Origin of the sequence: Sporolactobacillus putidus, from assembly GCF_014647035.1 — a bacterium.
GTDB classification, from domain to species: domain Bacteria; phylum Bacillota; class Bacilli; order Bacillales; family Sporolactobacillaceae; genus Sporolactobacillus; species Sporolactobacillus putidus.
Genome location: NZ_BMOK01000004.1, coordinates 218,689 through 234,937, shown reverse-complemented (window position 1 = coordinate 234,937; position 16,249 = coordinate 218,689). Strand labels below are relative to the sequence as shown.

General features: G+C 50.8%; 18 protein-coding genes. 1 reads left to right on the top strand and 17 read right to left on the bottom strand.

Features of this window, described 5'->3' with window-relative positions; genetic code table 11:
- Window positions 1-28: 28 nt before the first annotated feature.
- The 12 genes from atpD to IEX81_RS06615 all read right to left on the bottom strand — a co-directional run bounded on the left by atpD (window position 29) and on the right by IEX81_RS06615 (window position 10,114).
- Complete coding sequence (gene atpD / locus IEX81_RS06670; RefSeq protein WP_188802297.1) at window positions 29-1,438, bottom strand: F0F1 ATP synthase subunit beta; 1,410 nt, start codon at window positions 1,436-1,438, stop codon at window positions 29-31.
- A gap of 35 nt (window positions 1,439-1,473) precedes the next feature.
- A complete protein-coding gene (gene atpG / locus IEX81_RS06665) occupies window positions 1,474-2,340 on the bottom strand; it encodes an ATP synthase F1 subunit gamma (RefSeq protein ID WP_188802296.1) in 867 nt (288 codons plus the stop codon).
- A gap of 101 nt (window positions 2,341-2,441) precedes the next feature.
- Window positions 2,442-3,956, bottom strand: a complete 1,515-nt coding sequence (gene atpA / locus IEX81_RS06660) for a F0F1 ATP synthase subunit alpha (protein WP_188802295.1) — start codon at window positions 3,954-3,956, stop codon at window positions 2,442-2,444.
- Between the two features lie 13 nt (window positions 3,957-3,969).
- Complete coding sequence (locus tag IEX81_RS06655; RefSeq protein WP_188802294.1) at window positions 3,970-4,509, bottom strand: F0F1 ATP synthase subunit delta; 540 nt, start codon at window positions 4,507-4,509, stop codon at window positions 3,970-3,972.
- The gene (gene atpF / locus IEX81_RS06650) at window positions 4,506-4,994 is read right to left on the bottom strand and encodes a F0F1 ATP synthase subunit B (RefSeq protein WP_188802293.1); all 489 of its coding nucleotides are present in this window, start codon (window positions 4,992-4,994) and stop codon (window positions 4,506-4,508) included. The genes IEX81_RS06655 and atpF overlap by 4 nt, the downstream gene beginning before the upstream one ends.
- 101 nt (window positions 4,995-5,095) lie before the next feature.
- On the bottom strand, window positions 5,096-5,323 hold the full coding sequence (gene atpE, locus IEX81_RS06645) for a F0F1 ATP synthase subunit C (protein ID WP_188802292.1): 228 nt from the start codon (window positions 5,321-5,323) through the stop codon (window positions 5,096-5,098).
- Between the two features lie 75 nt (window positions 5,324-5,398).
- Entirely contained in the window at window positions 5,399-6,139 is a 741-nt protein-coding gene (gene atpB, locus IEX81_RS06640; RefSeq protein ID WP_188802291.1) for a F0F1 ATP synthase subunit A, read from the bottom strand.
- Complete coding sequence (locus tag IEX81_RS06635; RefSeq protein ID WP_188802290.1) at window positions 6,096-6,542, bottom strand: ATP synthase subunit I; 447 nt, start codon at window positions 6,540-6,542, stop codon at window positions 6,096-6,098. Before IEX81_RS06635 ends, atpB begins: the two co-directional genes overlap by 44 nt.
- Before the next feature lie 6 nt (window positions 6,543-6,548).
- The gene (locus IEX81_RS06630) at window positions 6,549-6,770 is read right to left on the bottom strand and encodes an AtpZ/AtpI family protein (RefSeq protein WP_188802289.1); all 222 of its coding nucleotides are present in this window, start codon (window positions 6,768-6,770) and stop codon (window positions 6,549-6,551) included.
- Window positions 6,771-7,264: 494 nt separating this feature from the next.
- Window positions 7,265-7,894 (bottom strand): uracil phosphoribosyltransferase, encoded by a 630-nt coding sequence (upp, locus tag IEX81_RS06625; RefSeq protein ID WP_188802288.1) that lies wholly within the window; start codon window positions 7,892-7,894, stop codon window positions 7,265-7,267.
- Window positions 7,895-8,134: 240 nt separating this feature from the next.
- Window positions 8,135-9,391, bottom strand: a complete 1,257-nt coding sequence (gene glyA, locus IEX81_RS06620; RefSeq protein WP_188802287.1) for a serine hydroxymethyltransferase — start codon at window positions 9,389-9,391, stop codon at window positions 8,135-8,137.
- 150 nt (window positions 9,392-9,541) lie between these two features.
- Window positions 9,542-10,114, bottom strand: coding sequence for a TIGR01440 family protein (locus tag IEX81_RS06615; protein ID WP_188802286.1), 573 nt, complete (start codon window positions 10,112-10,114; stop codon window positions 9,542-9,544).
- Between the two features lie 192 nt (window positions 10,115-10,306).
- Between IEX81_RS06615 and IEX81_RS06610 the strand changes: the two genes are divergently transcribed.
- Window positions 10,307-10,945, top strand: a complete 639-nt coding sequence (locus IEX81_RS06610; protein WP_188802285.1) for a class I SAM-dependent methyltransferase — start codon at window positions 10,307-10,309, stop codon at window positions 10,943-10,945.
- A gap of 554 nt (window positions 10,946-11,499) precedes the next feature.
- On the opposite strand, the gene IEX81_RS06605 is transcribed toward IEX81_RS06610, so the two are convergent.
- From IEX81_RS06605 to prfA, 5 genes are all read right to left on the bottom strand, one after another.
- A complete protein-coding gene (locus IEX81_RS06605; protein ID WP_188802284.1) occupies window positions 11,500-12,072 on the bottom strand; it encodes a manganese efflux pump MntP in 573 nt (190 codons plus the stop codon).
- A 257-nt stretch (window positions 12,073-12,329) separates the two neighbouring features.
- Complete coding sequence (locus IEX81_RS06600; protein ID WP_188802283.1) at window positions 12,330-13,373, bottom strand: L-threonylcarbamoyladenylate synthase; 1,044 nt, start codon at window positions 13,371-13,373, stop codon at window positions 12,330-12,332.
- Window positions 13,374-13,550: 177 nt separating this feature from the next.
- On the bottom strand, window positions 13,551-14,207 hold the full coding sequence (gene spoIIR / locus IEX81_RS06595; RefSeq protein ID WP_188802282.1) for a stage II sporulation protein R: 657 nt from the start codon (window positions 14,205-14,207) through the stop codon (window positions 13,551-13,553).
- Between the two features lie 65 nt (window positions 14,208-14,272).
- Window positions 14,273-15,148, bottom strand: a complete 876-nt coding sequence (gene prmC / locus IEX81_RS06590) for a peptide chain release factor N(5)-glutamine methyltransferase (protein ID WP_188802281.1) — start codon at window positions 15,146-15,148, stop codon at window positions 14,273-14,275.
- Window positions 15,145-16,218, bottom strand: a complete 1,074-nt coding sequence (gene prfA, locus IEX81_RS06585; protein WP_188802280.1) for a peptide chain release factor 1 — start codon at window positions 16,216-16,218, stop codon at window positions 15,145-15,147. The genes prmC and prfA overlap by 4 nt, the downstream gene beginning before the upstream one ends.
- Between the last annotated feature and the right edge of the window lie 31 nt (window positions 16,219-16,249).

The following is a 16,249-nucleotide window of genomic DNA, read 5'->3' as shown; positions in this document are numbered from 1 at the left end:
TCCGATCGATTCATCTGATTGTCAGACATCAGACCAGTTGTTTCGCTCTTTCCAGAACATTTTCAATCGTTCCGGTGTTCCGGAAGGCTTCTTCGGGAATATCGTCGTACTTGCCGTCGAGGATTCCCTTGAATCCTTTTATTGTTTCTTCAACCGGCACATAGGATCCCGGAACGCCAGTAAACTGTTCGGCAACGTGGAAGTTCTGGCCAAGGAAGAACTGGATGCGGCGAGCCCGGCTGACGGTCAGCTTGTCTTCATCAGAAAGTTCATCCATACCAAGAATAGCAATGATGTCCTGCAGTTCACGGTACTTTTGCAGTGTCTGCTGAACGCGTTCAGCGACTTCATAGTGTTCCTCGCCGACGATGTCAGGAGCAAGCGCGCGTGATGTCGAGGCCAGCGGATCGACGGCAGGATAAATGCCGATCTGTGTCAGTGCACGTTCCAAGTTGGTCGTTGCGTCAAGGTGCGAGAAGGTCGTCGCCGGAGCCGGATCGGTATAGTCGTCGGCTGGTACATAAACCGCCTGAATCGATGTAACGGAACCTTTTTTCGTCGACGTGATTCTCTCCTGCAAACGGCCCATTTCTGTAGCCAGTGTCGGCTGGTAACCAACGGCGGAAGGAAGGCGTCCGAGCAGGGCGGACACTTCGGAACCGGCCTGAGTAAAACGGAAAATGTTGTCAATGAAAAGCAACACGTCCTGACCTTCGGCATCGCGGAAATATTCCGCCATGGTCAGCCCGGAGAGCGCCACGCGCATACGGGCACCCGGCGGCTCGTTCATTTGTCCGAACACCATCGCCGTTTTCTTGATAACTCCGGAATCAGTCATTTCAAAATATAAGTCGTTGCCTTCACGGGTCCGTTCGCCGACGCCGGCAAAAACGGACACACCGCCGTGTTCCTCGGCGATATTATGGATCAGTTCCTGAATCAGAACCGTCTTACCCACTCCGGCACCGCCGAACAGGCCGATTTTTCCACCTTTGATATAAGGCGTCAGCAGATCGATAACTTTAATCCCCGTTTCAAGCACTTCTGTCTTGGTAGACAGCTCCTCGAATTTCGGCGGATCTCTGTGTATCGAGTTCTTTTCCACATTTTCAGCGACGGGCTTGCCATCAATGGCTTCACCCAGGACGTTGAAGACGCGGCCAAGCGTCGCATCGCCGACGGGTACGGAAATCGGTGCGCCCGTATCGACGACTTCCAAGCCCCGGACCAGTCCGTCCGTGGAATCCATCGCAATCGTGCGGACGGAATCATCGCCGAGGTGAAGGGCCACTTCGAGCGTCAGATGGATATCCGCTTCGTTGGAGGACTTGGCTTTATAATTTATGGTCAGAGCGTTGTAGATTTCAGGCAGGTGACCGCGTTCAAACTTGACGTCGACGACTGGCCCCATAACCTGAGTTACATACCCTTTGTTCATCACACTACCTCCTATCAGCATTTTCCAGCGTTAATTTATTCGAGGGCGGCAGCTCCGCCGACAATTTCGGTAATTTCCTGAGTAATTGCGGCCTGACGCGCGCGGTTAAAGGACAGAGACAAATGATCGATAATCTCGCTCGCATTGTCCGTTGAGTTTCTCATCGCCGTCATACGCGCCGCATGTTCCGCTGCCTTGGCATCAAGAAGGGCCCCATAGATCTGTCCCTCCGCGTAAAGGGGCAGCAATGCTGCCAGAACTTCATCTTCGTCAGGCTCATAGGAATAGTTGGCCTTTTTAACCGGCTCTTTTTCAAGATCAGTCAGAGGGAGCACTTGGGTGTTAACCAGACTCTGCGAAATGGCATTGATGAGATGGTTATAGATCAGATGCAGCTCATCGATCTTCTTGTCACTGAAAAGAGCAACCGCGTCCTTCGCAATGCCAATCACGTCGTCAAAAGAGAGCTCATCGGGCAGGCCGATTTTGCTGAACGCGACCGGATAACCGCGTTTCGTAAAATAATTCAGCCCGACTTTACCGGTGACAATGATGGTGTACTCATCCTTGGACTGATGTTTCTGCTGAATCAGTTCATGTGTGTACTTCAGAATGTTGTTATTATAGGCACCAGCCAAACCTCGATCGGCGGTGACCACCAGATAGGCTGTTTTCTTAACCGGGCGGCTTTGGAGCATCGGATGCTTCGCACTGCTCCCTTTAGCCGTACCGGCTATACTTGCCACAACTTCTCTGAGTTTAGTCGCGTAGGCTGAATAAGCCTGGGCACTGCTCTGTGCGTGATTCAGCTTGGCGGCCGATACCATCTGCATCGCTTTTGTAATTTTTCGCATCTTCTTCGTCGATGCAATTTTTTCCTTAATGTCACGCATTGAAGGCATTTTCGTTCACCACCTTTGCAAGGTCGATAAAACGAGCGGTTTACGGACTGTAAGCGGCTCATCTTGCATTATGTTTGAAAAAGGGATCGATATGGCCGCACTTATTCGGCAACAGAAGCCACAAACGTCTTTTTGAAAGCTTTGATAGCTGCCTCAAAAGCCTCTGCGTCAGGCAGCCCGCCGCTCTTGCGGATATTGTTCAGAATATCAGCATTGTTCTGTTCCAGATAAGCAAGCAGTTCTTTTTCGAAACGCTTGATATCGGAAATAGCCACGTCGTCGATATAACCCTTCGTCAGCGCGAAAAGAATGGCAACCTGCTTCTCAACAGGATATGGATTGTGCAGATCTTGTTTCAGGATTTCCACAGTACGGGCGCCGCGGTCGAGCTTGGCTCTTGTCGCCTTGTCCAGATCGGAACCGAACTGTGAGAATGCCTCTAGTTCACGGTAAGAGGCAAGATCCAGCTTAAGTGTTCCGGCAACTTTTTTCATAGCCTTGATCTGTGCGTCACCGCCGACACGGGATACTGACGTCCCGGCATCAACCGCTGGGCGGATACCGGAGTAGAACAAGTTGGATTCAAGGAAAATCTGACCGTCCGTGATTGAAATGACGTTCGTCGGAATATAGGCTGAAATATCCCCGGCCTGCGTTTCAATGATCGGCAGCGCGGTGATGGAACCGCCGCCCAGTTCGTCACTCAATTTAGCCGCGCGTTCCAGCAGTCTCGAGTGCAGGTAGAAAACGTCGCCCGGGAATGCTTCACGGCCCGGCGGACGGCGGAGCAGCAAGGAAAGTTCACGGTATGCCGCCGCTTGTTTCGACAAGTCATCATAAACAATCAGTACATGTTTGCCATTGTACATGAACTCCTCGCCCATCGTTACACCGGCATAAGGCGCCAGGTAAAGCAATGGAGCGGGTTCGGAAGCTCCGGCCGAAACTACGATTGTTCTGTCCATTACGCCGTACTCTTTCAGCGTGTTCACGACACCGGCAACTGTCGATTCCTTTTGCCCGATGGCAACGTAGATACTGATGACATCCTGGTCTTTCTGATTAATGATTGTGTCGATCGCAATTGCCGTTTTTCCGGTCTGACGGTCGCCGATGATCAGTTCACGCTGGCCGCGGCCGATCGGAATCATCGCGTCAATCGCTTTAATCCCGGTTTGCAAAGGTTCGGAAACGTGTTTCCGCTGCATAACACCCGGGGCTTTCTTTTCAACAGGACGGGTTTTATCCGTATGGATCGGCCCTCTGCCGTCAATCGGCTGGCCGAGCGGATTGACGACGCGCCCGAGGAGTGCTTCACCGACAGGCACCTGCATGATCCGGCCGGTACGCTTAACTTCGTCTCCTTCATGAATATCTGTGAAAGGGCCGAGAATGACGATACCAACGTTATCCTCTTCAAGGTTCTGGGCCATGCCTATGACCCCGTTGGAAAATTCGACAAGCTCGCCCGACATAACACTGTCAAGGCCGTGGACGCGGGCAATTCCGTCGCCGACAGTGATGACTGTGCCGACTTCGCTCACTTCAACCGTCGATTGATAGTTCTCAATCTGCTGCTTGATTAATGAGCTGATTTCTTCCGCTTTAATGCTCACGATGTTTTCACCCCTATTTACCTACTTTAATCTCCTGTCTGAAGCCTGCAAGTTTGCCCGCCATGGTACCGTCATAGAGACGGTCGCCGATCCGCAGCAAAATACCGCCGATAATTTCCTTTCTTACTTTGACATGCATGCGAAGCTTCTTTCCGAGAACGTCACCAAGACGCTGGGCCAGATCCTGCTGTTCCTCTTCATCGAGAGGAACGGCAGTCGTTACGGTCACGTCAAGAATACCTCTTTTGAAGTCCGCCATATGCGTGTAGGCTTCAAGCACTTCATCGATTATCAGTTCGCGCTTGCGATCAATGAGCAGTCTCAAAAGATTCATGACTTCCAGTCCTACTTCTTTATCAAACAGCTTGTCGACCAGCGCTTTCTTTTCAGCACTGTTTATCTGCGGATGCAGCAGGACCCGGCGAAGCTCTTCATTTTCTGAAATGGCATGCGCGACGGAAATCAGCTGGGTCTCAATCGCATCAACGCTATTGCGTTCTTCAGCGACTTCAAAGAGTGCCTTTGCATAACGGTTCGCTACAATTTCGCTCATCGCTGATTTCCCACCTGCTTCATCAACTGGTCAATTTCTTTCGAATAGTCTTTCGCATTGATCTCTTTTTCAAGCAATTTGGATGTGAGCAGGACAGAGAGATCAGCTACTTCATCACGTATAGAGGCAACGGCTTTTTCTTTCTCCCGATTGATTTCTTCATGCGCATCTTTAATCAGCAGATCCGACCGGTTTTTGGCCGCATCGACAATGCTTTGCGCCTCGGCGGATGCCTGTTTTTTCGCCTGTTCAATCATCGCGCGCGATTCCTCGCGCACTTTATCCAGTTCGTCCTTCTGTCTGGCCAGGTATTCTTCGGCAGACTTGCGGTTTTTTTCGGCTTCATCAATTTCGTTGTTGATGTATTTATTCCGCTTGTCCATGATCGCGAGTACTGGTTTGACGCCAATCCAGGAAACGAAGGCCATGAGCAGAAGCATGATGACCAATTGGAATATGATGTTTCCAATAGAAAAAGATAGCACGGCTCTTGCCACTCCTTTCAATCTAAAGATTTACTTGCTTCCCCTGTTCCCGGAAAACGGGAACGATCAGAACTTCTCCCGCTCTCCGGCAGACTTGCGGCTCAGCCGATAACGCCAAAGAGTACAAGGATACCGAATGCTATTGAAATGACTGGCAGTGCTTCAACAAGACCAAGTGCGATCATCGACTGTCCGAACAGAGTACCCTGGGCTTCAGGCTGACGGGCGATACCTTCCAAGTAACGGCTGAATAAAACACCGTTGCCAATACCTGCTGCAAGAGCACCGAATGCGATCATAATACCACCAGCTAGAACTGTAAGACTCATAAAAAGATTCCTCCTAGTTTGTCTATGTTTTTGACAAAAGTATGCAAAACCGGGAAAAGCCTGATCATTGAGGGATCATTCTTCTCCCACTTTCTGAGAAATGTAGACCATTGCCAGCACGGTGAAAATATAGGCTTGGATACAGCCGACAAAAACTGAAAAACCCATCCAGGCAAAGAGCGGAACCGCGGTGAAATAAAATGCGCCTCCGCGCAGAATCAGGATCAGCACTTCACCGGCGAATATATTCGCCCAAAGTCGCAAAGCATGCGTTGCCGGCTTCGACACTTCATCAATCAGATGAATCGGAAGCATCCACCAGAAAGGCTTGACATAATGGCCAAGATAGCCGGTCGGGCTTTTTTTGATGCCAGCAAAGTGCGAATAGATAAAGATCGCTCCGGCCATAGCAACGGTAACGTTAATATCGGAAGTCGGCGATTTAAACCAGCTGACCGAATCGGTCGTTTTCAGCAGTGCCGACGTGATACCAAGAGATGGTATCGGACCATGAGCCGTTGCCGTTACCATGACAACGACGCCAAGCAAGTTGGCCACGAGGACAAACAGAAAAGTCGTCAGCGCAAAACTTAAATACCTTGCCGACTCCTTTTTTTCCAGCATCATCCCGGTTATACCGCTGATAAAGTCAATAATGTATTCCATAAGATTTTGCCGTCCCGACGGTCTCATGCTCAGGCGACGTGTCAGCAGAAACATAATCAGCATAACAATTAGAGCGGAAGCAACCGTCCCGATCATCAATGTCACATCAAACGTCATCCCGAGAAATGTTACTTTCGGAGTCAGATCCAAGAGTCTCCCCCCCTTCATCCGAAGAAGTTGTTTTTCTTAAATAATAAAAACTCATCACCGTCACAAGCAAAATGTAGCCGAACAATAAGGACAGCACAAAAGATCGGAAGTCAATCAGGGCCGGAAAGCGGTAAACGAGCAGTGTACCGAAAATGACGGTCAGAATTCTGACGGTCATGTGCAGCCCTGCAGGCATACGAGAACCGGACAAAACCCGGAGACCTGCTATCCTCAGTCGAAAAGACAGGTGAAATATATTATATAAACTGATTAATCCGCCGAGGAGAAAACCGCTTGCGAGAGCTCTCATCGGTCTGATAAACCAGATTACCCCAAAAACACCGGCGTATACCGCCGCGGCAACCAGAATCACGCGTGAAGACCATGCCATTATCTGCTTCACAACGGCTCAGTCCTTCATAAAAGATTTCAGAGTATAATAACAGCTGAACAAACCGAACAAAAAACCGGCAACGGCACAAATCGGCAGCCACAGATGGGAAAAACCGAAATGTCCGTCAAGATACTTCCCGACGAATGCACCAATGATAATAAATGCAAAAATCTCAAAGCCCATGGCACTGACCATCGCGGCCATCTGTAATGGTTTGACGGGTTTTTTCCCAGCCAAAGCCAGACCCCCTTCAGGACTTCTCAGCCTCGTTCGGACCGGTTGGCCGGCTTCTTACGGAAGCGGACCGGGCGGTCGGCCTGTCGAAACATCATTATGTGAGTCCAGTCACTTATTACTCTTCGCCGGCAGACCTCGGGATACGAGACATGACACAATTCTGTACAGATCATAAATTTATGGAATAAAACGGCCTGATGCCGTCATTCGGTCGGCACTCATCCAAAAATAACATTACTGTTACAGTTTAGCGAAAGCGCTATCTTCATGTCAACATCATTTCAGTTATTTTGTGATGTTTATCACACCAGTGTGAAGAAATATGCCCCGTTCTGTCGGTTAATCTGCTCAACCTTATAACTAGAATTCTAAACACTTTTGCGAACCTGGAACACTTAATTTGTGACAAATCACCAACAAAGAAAATAACCCTCACAAATGCTGTATCCTTATGAAATATTTTTTCATCGGACCGTTCCGGGCGCTTTACCGGCTTATTTTGTGCCAAAAAGCCTGTCGCCCGCGTCGCCGAGCCCCGGAACAATGTAGCCGTGCTCATTCAGTTTCTCATCAAGCGCCGCGAGATAAATGTCGACATCCGGGTGCGTTTCCTGCACTTCCCGGACGCCCTCAGGTGCTCCGATCAGGCACATCAATTTAATATTAACGCCGCCGTGCTGTTTAAGAAAAGTGATGGCAGCCGCTGCCGATCCGCCGGTCGCCAGCATCGGATCGACGACAATCAGGTCGCGTTCGGAAATATCCTGCGGCAGCTTCACATAGTATTCTACAGGTTTCAGCGTCTCGGGATCACGATATAGGCCGATGTGGCCGACTTTTGCCGCCGGAATCAGCTGAAGCATGCCATTGACCATCCCAAGCCCTGCCCGGAGAATCGGCACGATGCCCAGCTTCTTTCCGGCTATTCTGTAAGCCTTCGCTTTGGCTACCGGGGTCTGGACTTCCACCTCTTCAAGAGTCAGATCCCGGGTGATTTCAAAAGCCATCAGTGTGGCAACTTCATCCACCAGTTCTCGGAACGCTTTCGTGCCTGTCCTGTAGTCCCGGATCATCGTCAGTTTGTGCTGAATCAGCGGATGATTCAAAACAACCAGTTTACCCATTTTATTGCCCCCCATTTTTGAACGGCGCGGTGTTCCGCCTTGCTTCATCCCGTTCATGAAATAAAGGGGGAATCCCCCCTCCAAGTGAATCGGCCGGACAACCCATGATAAGAAGGCCGCAGCGGACAAGCCGGCTGCCCGAAACCTCCTAAAGTCATGCCCGCTTCCGGCCAAACTTTTCTCTATTGTCCGGTCCGTTTGTTATTTTTGCGCGGCCTCTCATGCGTCTCGGGCCGACTGTCAGATCCTTGTACCCGTTCCTTCGGCGTAAAGCGGATGTTTCTCTGTCAGCGTCCTGACGCGTGCCATAGATCCGGCAAGAACGGTTCCGTCGTCCGGATTTTTCAGCGCCTCGGCAATAATAGAAGCGACTTCACGCATATCATCTTCCTTGAATCCACGTGTCGTCACAGCCGGCGTTCCCATGCGGATGCCGCTTGTCACAAAAGGCTTCTCCGGATCGAACGGAATGGCGTTCTTGTTTGTCGTGATGCCGATGCTGTCAAGCACGGCTTCCGCTTTCTTGCCTGTGATCCCGAGATTGCGCAGATCAACAAGCACGAGATGATTGTCCGTACCGCCGGAAACAAGGGTCAGTCCGTGCTCTTGCAGCGCCTCGGCAAAAGCCTTCGCGTTGGAAACAATCTGGCTCGCGTACTCTTTAAACGACGGCTGAAGCGCTTCGCCGAAAGCGACGGCCTTTGCAGCAATAATGTGCATCAGAGGTCCGCCCTGGATGCCCGGAAAAATCGCCTTATCCAATTTCTTGGCAAACTCTTCTTTGCAGAAAATCATACCCCCGCGGGGACCGCGCAAGGTCTTGTGTGTCGTCGTAGTAACAAAATCGCAATAAGGAATTGGACTGGGATGAAGGCCCGTTGCAATGAGTCCGGCGATGTGCGCCATGTCGACCATCAGATAGGCGCCGACCTCATCTGCGATTTCACGGAATTTCTTGAAATCGATGATGCGCGGGTATGCGCTCGCACCGGCGACAATCAGCTTCGGTTTATATTTAAGCGCCTGGTCCCTCACCTCGTCGAAATCAATCAACTGCGTGTCTTTGGTCACTCCGTAATCAACGAAATGATAGAGATGTCCGCTGAAATTCACCGGGCTGCCGTGCGTCAGATGGCCGCCGTGCGCCAGTCTCATGCCCAGCACCGTATCACCCGGCTCAAGTATCGTTTCATAGACAGCCATGTTCGCCTGAGCCCCCGAGTGAGGCTGAACGTTCACGTGGTCAGCGCCGAACAGCTTCAAGGCCCGGTCTCTTGCCAGATTTTCGACAATATCGACAAATTCGCAGCCGCCATAGTAGCGATGACCCGGATAACCTTCCGCATACTTGTTGGTCAGAACGGAACCGGCCGCCTCAAGTACCGCCGGGCTGACAAAATTCTCAGAAGCAATCAGTTCGATCTTGCTTCTTTGTCTACCTAATTCCTTTTCAATTGCCTGGAACACATCGGGATCATGCGCTTCAATTGCCTTCATGAATGGTGTGCAACTCCTCTCAAAACTTTATCATGTAAAGTTTATCATATTTTATCATTAAATAGCTTTATAAAATTCATCCGATTGTCAAATTCAGTTTTTTTCCTGTCGCAAATTTTGGCGGTATGCTTTCCCTTTTTCTATCTGATGCTATATCTCCCATACCTTTGCTTTTTCCGGATAGACGGCACGTTCTCCGCCGATCAGCTTCGGCCGCGTCCGTGCCATGGTGACATGGGCGTGCCCGATTTCCCTGACTTCGCTTCGGACCGGAACCGCGACGTGCCTGAGGTGCATGCCGATCAGTGTGTCACCGATGTCGATGCCGCCGTCCGCCTTGATAAATTCGACGACGACCGGATCCTGCAAATGTTCATAGGCATAGGCCGCCATCGCCCCGCCCGCATGCCGTACAGGCCGAACGGTAACCTGTTCATAGCCGCGCTGTTCCGCAATTTTACGATCAATGACGAGTGCACGGTTCAGATGCTCACAGCACTGAAAAGCAAAATGCACACCCGTCCGGTCATGACAATTTCTCAAAGCCTGGTAGATCGATGCCGCTATGTTCATCGAGCCCGACGTCCCGATGCGTTTTCCGCCTACTTCGCTCGTGCTGCACCCCAAAACAAGCAGATGGTGGGAGTCGAAATCCATCGTTTTTCCAAGATCATCAAGTGCCCGGCTGACTTCTTCTATAATATTTTGATTAAGTTCTTCCATTTTAGTTTCCCTTCTTGTTCGAGAGTGCTTCTCATTTCACTACTTATTATAGCAGGTTACATATGAATTGATGTTTGAATCGACTGGAAACCGGTATTTAAAATGGATCGTAAAAATTGAACGTGCACGGGCGCACTCAGAGGATTTCTGATATAATTCAAGTAATTTTAGATTGGGGAGATGTTTCAGACGATGATCGCTCAGAAAGATTATTGGAACGAAGCGGCCGACAAAAAGGAATTCACAACACCCTTTCAGTTCGACCGATTTTTCAGTCATGTCCGCCATGATGCGAGAATTCTGGACTATGGGTGCGGATATGGCAGAACATTGTTTGAGTTAAAAAAAAGGGCGTGTCCGAACTTATACGGTGTGGATTTTTCTGAAAAAATGATAAAACGTGCCTTGTCCAATGACCCGGATATTCATTTTAGCATTGTTAACAGCGGGGAAATTCCTTTTCCTGACGACTCGTTCGATTCCGTTTTACTGCTCGCCGTCCTGACTTGTGTTTACCGGGGTCAGGAACAGGATTCCATTTTGCAGGAAATAAGGAGAGTGATGAAGCCGGACGGCGTGATTTATATTAACGACTTTCTGCTGAATGATGACGACAGGAACGTGGCACGGTATGAAAAGTATAACGAAAAGTATTCTACATACGGCGTTTTCGAACTGCCCGATGGCGCAGTTCTGCGCCACCACAGCGAAGAACGTGTCGATGAATGGATTCGTCCGTTTGAGACGCTCGCTTATGAAAAGACAAACTATGTAACCATGAACGGGCATCGGTCGAATGGTGTAATGTATCTCGGCAGATTGAAAAAATAAAAATTTGGCCGCATCCTCCGCCATGATTTAATTCCGATTCGACACTCATCCAGGAAACTTAAACGTGATCTCGACAATTCCCCGGGAAATTCTGTGCTGAAAAAGCGTAAATCAGCACAAAAAAAGAGGAGTGAACGGGACAGATGAGGGGAATAGGCACAGTTTGTTTTAGTCTGTTTCCTTTTATCGCAGGAGGATGAGCAGATTAAGGAGGCTAGCCTCGGATTAGAGTCAGTGTCAAAAATTCTGAGGAAAGTGCGTAACAACGTATCAACAGTGAGTGAGGTGGCGATGCGCCGCCCCGGACATTCTCGGCTATGACGAGAACGATTCTTCCCATGTCTCCTCTTTCAGCGCAGTTTATCGGTCGTTATGCTCGGTTTATCGGTCGTTGATACAAGTTTATCAGTCGTTTGGTTCGATTTATCGGTCATAGGCTAAGATTTATCAGTCGTCAACTCAAATTTATCGGTCTTCGCCAATTTATCGCTGTATCTGCTTGGCCGCATTCAGAAGACCGGACAAATCTTGAGCCACATGAGTCTTTAGCGTTCTCAGAGATGGAGGTGAAAGAGCAGTTTTAAACCGAACGCGAACATGATCATACCGCCAAGCGCCTCTCCATAACGTCCAAAAAAACGGTGGGTTCGTCTGCCGACAAAAAAACCCGCCCAGGCCATGACCATGCTCAGCAGACCGAAAAGAAGAATCGTAGCCATCACTCTCGCTCCGAATATGCCCATGCTGAGTCCTACCGAAAAACTGTCGATACTGACGCTGATTGCAAAAAGCATCAGCCCTACGTCTGTCGCATACATTAATTCTTTCTGTCCGCGCTTGTGACTGACTACGGAAAAGATCATCTGGACACCGATCAGTATCAGAAGAATGCCGCCTGCTCTGCCGGCAATGTCACCAAAACGATGGGATAGAATATGTCCGAGAGCCATACCGGCAAGGGGCATGAGCGAATGAAAAAAGCCGATCATTGTTCCTATTTTTGCAGCCTGTCTCATCCGAAAATCGCTCATGCCCATCCCCATGCACACAGAAAAGGCATCCATGCCGAGAGCCAGCGCCATCATACATAATGTCAGACCTTCACCGATCAGATCCGCTGCCGTCATGCCCGCTCCCCCTTCCTGTCCCGTAAAATCACTTTATGCATGTCCATGGGACAATAGAAGGAGAAATCGAAACTTTAAATGCGCTGCCGGCCGCTTTAGGTTCAGGAACATGAATTGCGGATATAAAACGCAAAAAGCCCTGATTCCTCTTCCAGGAAAAATCAGGGCTTACAGAAACTGAATGTATAAAATAAACGTTTGATCAAGTCACGAGTCTTTTCTATTCAGCACTTTCCCGTGAAGAGCGGGCCTGCTGCTTAATCAATGAGCCTGCCGGCCGCCGCTTTGGAAAGCCGGTTCATGATGGCCTTGCCGATCCCTTTTTCCGGGAAAGTCTCGCTATAGATAACGTCGACTTTTTTGCTGTCAAAATCCCGGAGCACGGCAAACAAGCTGTGCGCAACGCTTTCCAGTTCGCCTCGCCTGCCGCAGGTGAGCACAACGTCGGCAAGCGGATAACCGTTTTCGTTTTCTTCCGTGGTCAGAACTCCGACCCGCCTGCCATTGTTTTTCTCATGGGCAACGAGGCCCTGGATACGTTCCCCGCCGCCCGGCACTAGATACATGACGGCCTCTGGAGCATAATGTTTGTACTTCATTCCGGGCGCTTTTGGCGTCTGATCCGGACGTGTCATAGCCGGATCATCGGCGACCGGGCCGATTGCATCAATCAGCTGTTCACGGGAGATGCCTCCGGGACGGAGAATCGTGACGGGCGTTGTCGTGCAGTCAACAACGGTAGATTCGACACCCACGCCTGTCTCGCCGCCGTCAATTATGCCGGCGATGCGGCCGTCCAGGTCATGCAGCACATGTTCTGCTTTTGTCGGGCTCGGATGTCCGGAGCGGTTTGCCGACGGCGCCGCAATCGGCAAATTTGCCGTGCGGATCAGCGCGCGCGCCACCGGATGGCTCGGCATCCTGACTGCTACCGTCGACAGTCCGGCCGTGACCGCGTCGGACACTTCGCCGCGCGACGGCAGAACGAGAGTCAGCGGCCCCGGCCAAAAGGTATCCATCAGCTTCTTAGCGATCGGATTGATTTCGGTGCAGATTTCTCTGACCTGCTCAGGCGTCGCAATATGGACAATCAGCGGATTGTCACTTGGCCTTCCTTTTGCTTCATATATTTTTCTGATCGGGTCTCTCGATTTCGCGTTTCCCCCCAGGCCATACACCGTTTCTGTCGGGAACGCGATGACCTCACCCTCGATCAGGCATTGTGCCGCAGCTTTGATCTGCGGATCATTTTCCAGCCCGGCGGTCAGAGGATCTGCCCGCCACTGCTTTGTCTCAACCATGACGATTTCTCCTTTTACTCTATAATTATCTGCCCGCTTTTTCTCCCATCCATATTTCCTGCACCACATAAAACCGGCTTTTCGGCCGGTCCGTTTGTTTTATATTTGCTCTCAGTATACACCATTTCGCCCTTTCAGGCGCTCTCTTTCAATGAACTTCAGGAATCTGTTATCCTGTTATCCCATGATCGAATCCCAAAGTTTCACAATAAAGTCAAAGACGAACGAGTGAACTTCAACCTGCTTTGCCTGAGTTCCCGCCTGATCAGCCGGTACGGTTTTCACTGAACCATTCTGCGCAGATCTGGAGGCGTTGCCCGTGTAATTGTTTCTGACTGCCTCGCTGTTGGAGAAGTCGAGAAAGCAGAGCGGCGGGAAAAGGACACACCACCAGTTGGCTCCTTTTCCAGCGCCGAGCGAGATGACCAGAGCCTGATATTTTCCCGCAGGATAGACATAATTTCCGTACATTTTCGTTGGAAAGTCCGCCTGTCCGAGCTTCATATCAAATGCTTCGCTTGCATGAACCTTGCGCAGAGTTTGTTTGACAATTTCCCGGAGTTCGGCCATATGAGAACGTATAACCGTTTCGGCCTGTCCCGGCGACTTCAGATTTCGGACCCAGCCGGTGATGTCGCTGTTGACCGCATCACGTACCTGGCGTTTCACGGTCTGATCGGCGGGCGTGTCGCTGTTTGCGAGAATACGAAGCCGGATCGCGTCCTGCGGAATCGGTCCCTGGCCGGTCGCTTGGGACGGGCCGTTTTGCCAGAAGAAAAAAACAGATGCTAGACTGATAGATAATAGAATGAGTACTGATAAAGACTTTTTCATGGTGTCCGCCTCCTTACCCGACATTGTGGTCAGGAAGGCGGAAAACTAAACGTACCCGGAAAAGATTAATTTATTCGAATGACAGCCATCACGTTGCGGTCGCGTCCCGACAGATCTTTTTCAACAGCAAGATCCTCAATCCGGTCGGGAAATACCTGCTTCACCAATGATTCCACAGCCCGGCCCTGCGAGGCACCGATCTCGAACGCAAGCAGAAAATAAGGCTTGTGTCCGAAAACCGACGGCAGCGCCTGCAGAATCCGGCGATAAAAGTCAAGACCATCTTCACCACCGAACAGGGCCAGATGCGGTTCATAATCTTTCACGGTGTCGCTCAGTTCCCTCATTTCCGGGCGGGATACATAGGGGGGGTTGGAAACAAGCACATCGAATGGCCTGCCTTCAAGCGGTTCGAGCAGGCTGCCCAGGCGGAACGTCACGGGCGCGCCGAGCGCCGCCGCGTTCTCTTCGGCGACCGAAAGCGCCTTCGCAGAAACATCGACGGCGGTCATCTGCCACCCGTCATGTTCCAAAGCAAGCGTTACGGCAATTGCTCCGCTGCCGGTCCCGATATCGCAGACGGATAATCGGGATCCGGTTCCGAAAAAACGGCCCGCCCATACCCCGACACGGTAAACGAGTTCTTCCGTTTCGGGGCGCGGAATCAGCACATCCGGAGTCACCTTGAACCTGCGTCCGTAAAATGGCGCCTGTCCGATCATGTACTGCACAGGCGTCCCCTTCAGCGCATGCTCCGTGACGCGCTCTTTCAGCCAGACGGCATCCGCGTCAGGGAGCGGCTCCCGGATATTGGCCAGAAGATCCGTACGTGTCAGGCCAAGCCTGTCGCACAGAAGAATTTCGCCGATATTATCATCGCGCTTATAACTTTTCAAAAAAGAAGACGCCCATTTGAGCGCTTCATATCGTTTCCATATCACCGGGCATCCGCCTGTTCCATTTTTTTCGTCTGATCGTTTAAAATCAGCGCATTGATGATTTCGTCAAGCTTTCCGTTCAGGACCTGGTCGAGCTGGTGGATGGTCAGCCCGATCCGGTGATCGGTCACACGATTCTGCGAAAAATTGTAGGTACGGATCCGTTCGGAGCGGTCTCCGCTGCCGACCGCGGATTTTCTTGTCGAATCATATTTCGCCTGTGCTTCTTTCTGGTACTTGTCGTAAACCCGGGCGCGCAGCACTTTCATTGCCTTTTCTTTATTCTTGATCTGCGATCGTTCTTCCTGGCAGGACACGACAATGCCTGTCGGGATGTGCGTCAGCCGAATCGCCGACATCGTCGTGTTGACGCTCTGCCCACCGGGACCGCTGGATGCGAAACGGTCGACGCGGATATCCTTGTCGTTCAGCTCGACCTCGACTTCCTCTGCTTCCGGAAGAACGGCCACCGTCGCTGTCGACGTGTGGATCCGCCCCCCCGATTCCGTCTCCGGAACACGCTGCACGCGGTGCGCCCCGTTTTCGTACTTCAGTTTGGAATATGCGCCCTTCCCGGTAACCATAAAGACAATTTCTTTGTAGCCCCCGATTTCATTCGGACTGGCATCAACAATCTCCGTCTTCCAGTTCTGCTGTTCAGCATAACGAGAATACATCTTGAACAAGTCGCCGGCAAACAGCGCCGCCTCATCGCCGCCAGCCGCACCGCGGATCTCGACGATAACGTTGCGGTCGTCATTCGGATCCTTTGGGATGAGAAGCCGCTTGAGCTGCTCTTCAAACGAGGCTTTCTGAACCTCAAGACGGCCGATCTCATCGTGGACCATTTCTTTCATGCCGGCGTCCATCCGGTCGTCAAGCATCGTTCTCGCATCATTAAGCTCATCTATCGTTTTTTTGTAATTCCGATAGACGGCGACTGTCTCTTGAAGATCCGATTGCTCTTTTGAATAATCCCGCAGCTTTTTAGGATTGCCGATGACATCGGGATCGGCCAGAAGCTGGTTCAGTTTTTCATAGCGCTCCTCCAGCGTCTGTAATCGTTCAAACATTTTTTCACCTCATCTATTGCAGAAACGCGTC

Excerpts from the sequence above, each read along its gene's own strand:
- atpD (WP_188802297.1), bottom strand. The coding sequence starts at position 1,438 with ATGAACAAAGGGTATGTAACTCAGGTTATGGGGCCAGTCGTCGACGTC.
- atpG (WP_188802296.1), bottom strand. The coding sequence starts at position 2,340 with ATGCCTTCAATGCGTGACATTAAGGAAAAAATTGCATCGACGAAGAAG.
- IEX81_RS06655 (WP_188802294.1), bottom strand. The coding sequence starts at position 4,509 with ATGAGCGAAATTGTAGCGAACCGTTATGCAAAGGCACTCTTTGAAGTC.
- atpE (WP_188802292.1), bottom strand. The coding sequence starts at position 5,323 with ATGAGTCTTACAGTTCTAGCTGGTGGTATTATGATCGCATTCGGTGCT.
- upp (WP_188802288.1), bottom strand. The coding sequence starts at position 7,894 with ATGGGTAAACTGGTTGTTTTGAATCATCCGCTGATTCAGCACAAACTG.
- glyA (WP_188802287.1), bottom strand. The coding sequence starts at position 9,391 with ATGAAGGCAATTGAAGCGCATGATCCCGATGTGTTCCAGGCAATTGAA.
- IEX81_RS06615 (WP_188802286.1), bottom strand. The coding sequence starts at position 10,114 with ATGGAAGAACTTAATCAAAATATTATAGAAGAAGTCAGCCGGGCACTT.
- IEX81_RS06610 (WP_188802285.1), top strand. The coding sequence starts at position 10,307 with ATGATCGCTCAGAAAGATTATTGGAACGAAGCGGCCGACAAAAAGGAA.
- IEX81_RS06605 (WP_188802284.1), bottom strand. The coding sequence starts at position 12,072 with ATGACGGCAGCGGATCTGATCGGTGAAGGTCTGACATTATGTATGATG.
- IEX81_RS06600 (WP_188802283.1), bottom strand. The coding sequence starts at position 13,373 with ATGGTTGAGACAAAGCAGTGGCGGGCAGATCCTCTGACCGCCGGGCTG.
- spoIIR (WP_188802282.1), bottom strand. The coding sequence starts at position 14,207 with ATGAAAAAGTCTTTATCAGTACTCATTCTATTATCTATCAGTCTAGCA.
- prfA (WP_188802280.1), bottom strand. The coding sequence starts at position 16,218 with ATGTTTGAACGATTACAGACGCTGGAGGAGCGCTATGAAAAACTGAAC.